Annotated in this window: 6 protein-coding genes; 3 read left to right on the forward strand and 3 right to left on the reverse strand. The window is 69.4% G+C overall.

The genetic code is table 11. From position 1 onward, the window contains the following. Positions 1–657 (forward strand): urease subunit alpha (locus VFL64_RS20945; protein WP_489542322.1); only part of this gene is annotated, 657 nt, incomplete at its 5' end. Between the two features lie 3 nt (positions 658–660). Here VFL64_RS20945 and VFL64_RS20950 read toward each other — a convergent pair. Then, complete coding sequence (locus VFL64_RS20950; protein WP_489542323.1) at positions 661–1,233, reverse strand: PDZ domain-containing protein; 573 nt, start codon at positions 1,231–1,233, stop codon at positions 661–663. A 112-nt stretch (positions 1,234–1,345) separates the two neighbouring features. On the opposite strand from VFL64_RS20950, the gene VFL64_RS20955 reads away from it, so the two are divergent. After that, positions 1,346–1,999 (forward strand): LysE family translocator, encoded by a 654-nt coding sequence (locus tag VFL64_RS20955; protein WP_489542324.1) that lies wholly within the window; start codon positions 1,346–1,348, stop codon positions 1,997–1,999. A gap of 7 nt (positions 2,000–2,006) precedes the next feature. Here VFL64_RS20955 and VFL64_RS20960 read toward each other — a convergent pair whose 3' ends face one another. Beyond that, complete coding sequence (locus VFL64_RS20960) at positions 2,007–3,083, reverse strand: ABC transporter ATP-binding protein (RefSeq protein WP_489542325.1); 1,077 nt, start codon at positions 3,081–3,083, stop codon at positions 2,007–2,009. A 50-nt stretch (positions 3,084–3,133) separates the two neighbouring features. Between VFL64_RS20960 and VFL64_RS20965 the strand changes: the two genes are divergently transcribed. Beyond that, complete coding sequence (locus tag VFL64_RS20965; RefSeq protein WP_489542326.1) at positions 3,134–4,789, forward strand: ABC transporter permease; 1,656 nt, start codon at positions 3,134–3,136, stop codon at positions 4,787–4,789. 18 nt (positions 4,790–4,807) lie between these two features. Here VFL64_RS20965 and VFL64_RS20970 read toward each other — a convergent pair. After that, positions 4,808–5,689, reverse strand: an 882-nt coding sequence (locus VFL64_RS20970; protein ID WP_489542327.1) for an extracellular solute-binding protein, incomplete at its 5' end; no start/stop codon positions are given.

Here is a 5,689-nt window from a genome sequence, read left to right on the forward strand (position 1 = left end):
GACGTCGGCGTGTTCTCGATGATGTCGTCCGACAGCCAGGCCATGGGCCGCGTGGGCGAGGTGATCATCCGCACCTGGCAGACGGCCGACAAGATGAAGCAGCAGCGCGGCACGCTGCCCGAAGACAACGCGCGCCACGACAACTTCCGCGTCAAGCGCTACATCGCCAAGTACACGATCAACCCGGCGATCACGCAGGGCATCTCGCACGAGGTGGGCTCGGTGGCGGTGGGCAAGCTCGCCGACCTGGTGGTGTGGAAGCCGGCCTTCTTCGGCGTGAAGCCCTCACTCATCCTCAAGGGCGGGGCCATCGCCGCGGCCGCCATGGGCGACCCCAACGCGTCCATCCCCACGCCGCAGCCGGTGCACTACCGGCCCATGTTCGCGAGCTTCGGTTCGGCCATGGACAACACCTGCATCACCTTCGTGTCGCAGGCCGCCGTCGACCTGGGTGTGGCCGACCAGCTGGGCCTCAAGCGCCGCGTGGCCGCCGTGCGCAACACGCGCACCATCGGCAAGGCCGACATGATCCACAACGGCTTCACGCCCAAGATCGAGGTCGACCCGCAGACCTACGAGGTGCGCGCCGATGGCCAGCTGCTCACCTGCGAGCCGGCCACCGTGCTGCCGATGGCGCAGAAGTACTTTCTGTTCTGAGCCTCAGACGCAGGTCACGGCGATGTTCGTCGCCGTGCCCGAGGTGAACGTGCCGCTGCCGTTCGCCACCGTGCAGGTCTGCCCGGCGGGCGGGATGCTCACCGTCACCGCGTAGGCCGTGCCGTTGGCCAGCGTACCCGGGAAGGCGAAGGCGCCATTGGTGGCGACGGCCAAGGTGGTGGTGCCATTGATCAGCGTCACGCTCGTGCCGGGGTTCAAGCCCGACACCGTGCCACTCAGCGACGTGCTGACCGCGCAGGTGACGGACACATTGGTCACGTCGGTACCGTTCGAGTCGATCGTGCCGTTGCCATTGCCCACGGTGCAAACGGCACCAGCCGGCTGGGTGAGCACCGTGACCGCATAGGTCTTGCCGTTGTCGAGCGTTCCCGAGAAGGTGAAGCTGCCGTTCTGGCTGAGCGTGAGGTTGTCGCCGCCGTTGTTCTGCAGCACCACGGTGGTCGAGGTCGGCAGCCCGCTGAGGGTGCCGCCCACGGATGCCGAGCCGGCCGCCAGGCAGGCGGCCAGACCCAAGGTCAGGAGCAAACTCGAAACGGCGACGAGTCGACGGGACATGGAACTTCTCCGAAAAGGGGTGACAGGTACGGATTATTGCCACGTCGGCTGACGGTGGCGACGTCTACCGCCTTGGGGACATACTGTCGCGGTTCCCACCCCGGAGTGCCCCATGCTCGCCGACCTGCTCCCGCCGCTCCCTCTGCTGCTGGCCTTCCTCACGGCCAGCCTGATCCTCGCCCTGACGCCCGGGCCCGCCGTGGTCTACATCCTGGCGCGCACGCTGTCGCAGGGCCGCGCCTCGGGCCTGGCCTCGGTGGCCGGCGTGGCGCTGGGCAACCTGGGCAATGCCATCGGCGCCGCCATCGGGCTGGCGGCGGTGTTCGCCGTCTCGTCGGCCGCGTTCACGGTGGTGAAGTGGGCTGGCGCGGCCTACCTCGTCTGGATGGGCATCCGCATGCTGCGTTCGGCGGGCACGGTGGCCGCCGGCAACACACCCATCGCACCGATGAAGCCTTCGAAGATCTTCCGCGACGGCTTCGTGGTGGCCTTGCTCAACCCCAAGACGGCCCTGTTCTTCGCCGCCTTCCTGCCGCAGTTCATGCATGCGAATGCGCCGCACCTGCTGCAGAGCCTAGCGCTGGGTGGCCTGTTCTGCGCGGTGGCGGCCTGCACCGATCTCATCTACGTGCTGGCGGCCAGCCTGGTCGCACCGCGCATCGGGCAACTCGGCGCGCACGCGCGCTGGGGCCAGCGCGCGGCCGGCGCGTCGTTCATCGGGCTGGGCCTGCTGACGGCCTTCTCCAGCCGGCCCGTGACGAAGTGAACACGCCTCAGCGCTGCGGCGCGAAGGCGATCACGTGGTCCATGTCCAGGCGCACGCCGATCGCCTCCTGCAGCGCGTGGTTGTGGTGCGAGGGCACCAGCGCCAGTACCCGCGTTCCGCTCGCAAGCTGCAGCGTGTAGAGGATCTCGGCGCCTCGGAACGCCTTGTGCTGCACCGTTGCGCGCAGCGGGCTGGCGTCGTCGTGCAGCACGTCGTCGGGGCGCATCAGCACCTGCACGCGCTCGCCCACCGTGCAGGGCTCTCCGGTGTCGGCGTGGCGCACCGGCTCCGGCGCGAGCACCTCGCCCAGTTCGAAGCGCAGGCGCTGCGGCGCCACCACCTCGGCCTCGACGAACACACCCTGGCCGATGAAGTCGGCCACGAAGCGGCTGTTCGGCCGGTGGTAGAGCTCGTAGGCCCCGGCGATCTGCTGGATGCGGCCCTGGTGCATCACCGCGATCTCGTCGGCCATCGCAAAGGCCTCGTTCTGGTCGTGCGTGACGAAAACGGCCGTCGTGCCCGAGGCCTTGAGGATGCTGCGCACCTCGCCCGCGAGTTGCTCACGCAGCTCGACGTCGAGATTGGAGAATGGCTCGTCGAGCAGCAACAGGCGGGGCTTGGGTGCCAGGGCTCGCGCCAGCGCCACGCGCTGCTGCTGCCCGCCGGACAGCTCATGCGGGTAGCGGTCGGCCGCGGCGGCCAGGCCCACGGTGTGCAGCAGCTCCATCGCGCGATCGTTTGCCGCACGCTTGTCGGCCACGCCGAAGCCCACGTTGCGCAGCACCGTGAGGTGCGGAAACAGCGCGTAGTCCTGGAACACCATGCCGATGCGCCGCTGCTCCGGCGGGACGTGCACGCCGGGGCTGCCCACCACCTGGCCGTCGATGCGCACCTCGCCTTCGCTCACCCGTTCGAAGCCACCGATGCAGCGCAGCACCGTGGTCTTGCCGCAGCCCGAGGGGCCGAGCAGACAGCACACCGTGCCGGGCGCGAGCGTGAGGTCCAGCCCGGCGAAGGTCGGCTGGGCGCCATAGCGGTGGCCGAGGCGGCTCAGTTCGAGGACGGGGCGGGTGGTGGACGACATGGCAAGGCAAGGCGAAGACAGGCCGCACCTTACACTGCCCGCGGCTTGCCATGACCACGCTCCCGATCCTCACCGCGCTGCACCCCACACGCTGGCTCACCTGGTGGAGCCTGGCCATCGCCGTGATCGTGGCGGTGCCGGTGGTGTCGGTGGCCACCAGCCTCTTCAGCACCGGTACCGAAGGCACCTGGACCCACCTCGCCAGCACGCTGCTGCCGGAGTACGTGGCGACGAGCCTTCTGCTGTGCGCGGGGGTCGGCATCGGAGTCGGGCTGCTCGGCGTGGGCGCGGCCTGGCTGGTGACGCACCTCGACTTCGCCGGCCGCCGCCACTTCGAATGGCTGATGGTGCTGCCGCTCGCCATGCCGGCCTACGTGATGGCCTACACCTACACCGACCTGCTGCAGTACGCCGGCCCCGTGCAGCGCGCGCTGCGCGACGCCTTCGGCTGGAGCCGCGCCGACTACTGGTTCCCCGACGTGCGCAGCACCGGCGGTGCGGTGGCCATGTTCATCTGCGTGCTCTACCCCTACGTCTACATGCTGGCCCGCACGGCCTTCCTCGAACGCGGCGGCGGCGTGATGGAGGCCGGCCGCTCGCTCGGGCTCACTCCGTGGCGCAGCTTCGTGCGGCTGTCGATCCCGATGGCACGGCCGGCCATCGCTGCCGGCATCGCGCTCGCGCTGATGGAGACGCTGGCCGACTACGGCACCGTCTCCTACTTCGCGGTGCAGACCTTCACCACCGGCATCTACCGCGCCTGGTTCTCGCTCGGCGACCGCGCCGCTGCGGCGCAGCTCTCGATGTGCCTGCTGGGCTTCGTGCTGCTGGTGCTGGCGCTGGAAAGAGCGTCGCGCGGACGCGCCCGCTACCACGGCCCGGGCTTGCGCCGGCAGCCGCCGCGTGGGCCTCGGCTTCAAGGCTGGCGTGCGGCGCTGGCCTTCGCGGCCTGCTGCGTGCCGCTGCTCCTTGGCTTTCTGCTGCCGAGCGGCGTGCTGCTGCACATGGCGCTGACGGATGGCGATGCGCAGTTCGGCACGCTCTTCTTCAGCCTGGCACGCAACAGCCTCGTCGTCTCGGGCCTCACCGCGGTCATCGCGGTGGCGTTGGCCCTGCTGGTCGCCTATGCGCGCCGGCTCGACCCCGGCCCCATCGCACGCAGCGCCCACTGGGCGGCCGGCATGGGCTACGCGCTGCCCGGCTCGGTGATCGCGGTCGGCGTGCTGATCCCGGTGGCGAGGCTCGACAACGCGCTGGCGCAGTGGCTGCGCGACAGCTTCGGCTGGGACCTGGGCCTGCTCTTCACCGGCAGCATCGCCGCGCTCGTCTTCGCCTGCGTGGTGCGCTTTCTTACCGCCGCCCTGCAGACGGTCGACTCGGCCCTGCACCGGGTCACGCCCCACATGGACGACGCCGCCCGCAGCCTCGGCCTCACGCCCACCCGCACCCTGGCGCAGGTGCACGTGCCGCTGCTGCGGCGCGGCCTGCTCACTGCGGGCCTGCTGGTCTTCATCGACGTGATGAAGGAACTGCCCGCCACGCTCGTGATGCGGCCCTTCAACTTCGACACGCTGGCGACGCAGGCCTACCGGCTGGCATCGGATGAGCGGCTGGCCGAGGCCTCGACGGCCGCACTGGCCATCGTGGCCGTGGGCCTGCTGCCGCTCATCGTGCTGTGCCGGCAGATCGCCAGCGACAGACGCTGAGCGGTTTGCGAGCGGGATTCAGCGCCAGCCGGCGCGATCGAATACCTTTTGTGCGGCGGCCGTGTTCGGCGCCCACTTCGAGAGCGGCGTCTCGTCAGCCTTGAACGGCCCGAGCTTGTCGAGCGCCGGGTTCTTGACCGAGGCGCTCTTCACCACCGGCCACTCGTTGTTGCCATCGGCGAAGTAGGTCTGCGCAGCGTCGCTCGCCAGGTACTCCAGGAACTTGACCGCGTTGGCTTTGTTGGGCGCGGTCTTCACCACGCCACCGCCCGACACGTTGACGTGCGTGCCCCAGGTCTTCTGGTTGGGCCACACCACGGTGAGGGCTTCCATGTCCTTCACGTCTTCCGGCTTGGTGGAGCGCATCAGGCGTGCCACGTAGTAGCTGTTGGCGATGGCCACACCGCACTCGCCGGCCGCTGCGGCGCGCAGCTGGTCGGTGTCGCCACCCTTGGGCGCGCGAGCGAAGTTGGCCACCACGCCCTTGGCCCACTCTTCGGTCTTGGCCTCACCGTGCTGGGTGATGAGGGCCGCACCGAGCGACAGGTTGTAGGGGTGCGAGCCCGAGCGCACGCAGATCTGGCCCTTGAGCCGCGGGTTGGCCAGGTCTTCGTAGGTCTGCACCCACTCGGGCTTGATCGTCTTCGCGTTGTAGACGATCACACGGGCGCGGGTCGAGAAGGCCAGCCAGTTGGCGGTGCGCAGGTGGGCCGGTATGCGGGCATCGAGCAGCTTGCTCTGCACGGGCGCGAAGACGCCGGCCTTGTCGGCGATCTCCAGGCGCGAGGCGTCGACGGTGATGAACACGTCGGCCGGCGAGCTGGCGCCTTCGTTCTTGATGCGTTCGAGGAGCTCGTCTTCCTTGCCCTCGATGCGGTTGATCTTGATGCCCGTCTCTTT

This window comes from Rhizobacter sp., from assembly GCF_035702065.1.
In the GTDB taxonomy this organism is placed as follows: Bacteria; Pseudomonadota; Gammaproteobacteria; order Burkholderiales; family Burkholderiaceae_C; genus Rhizobacter.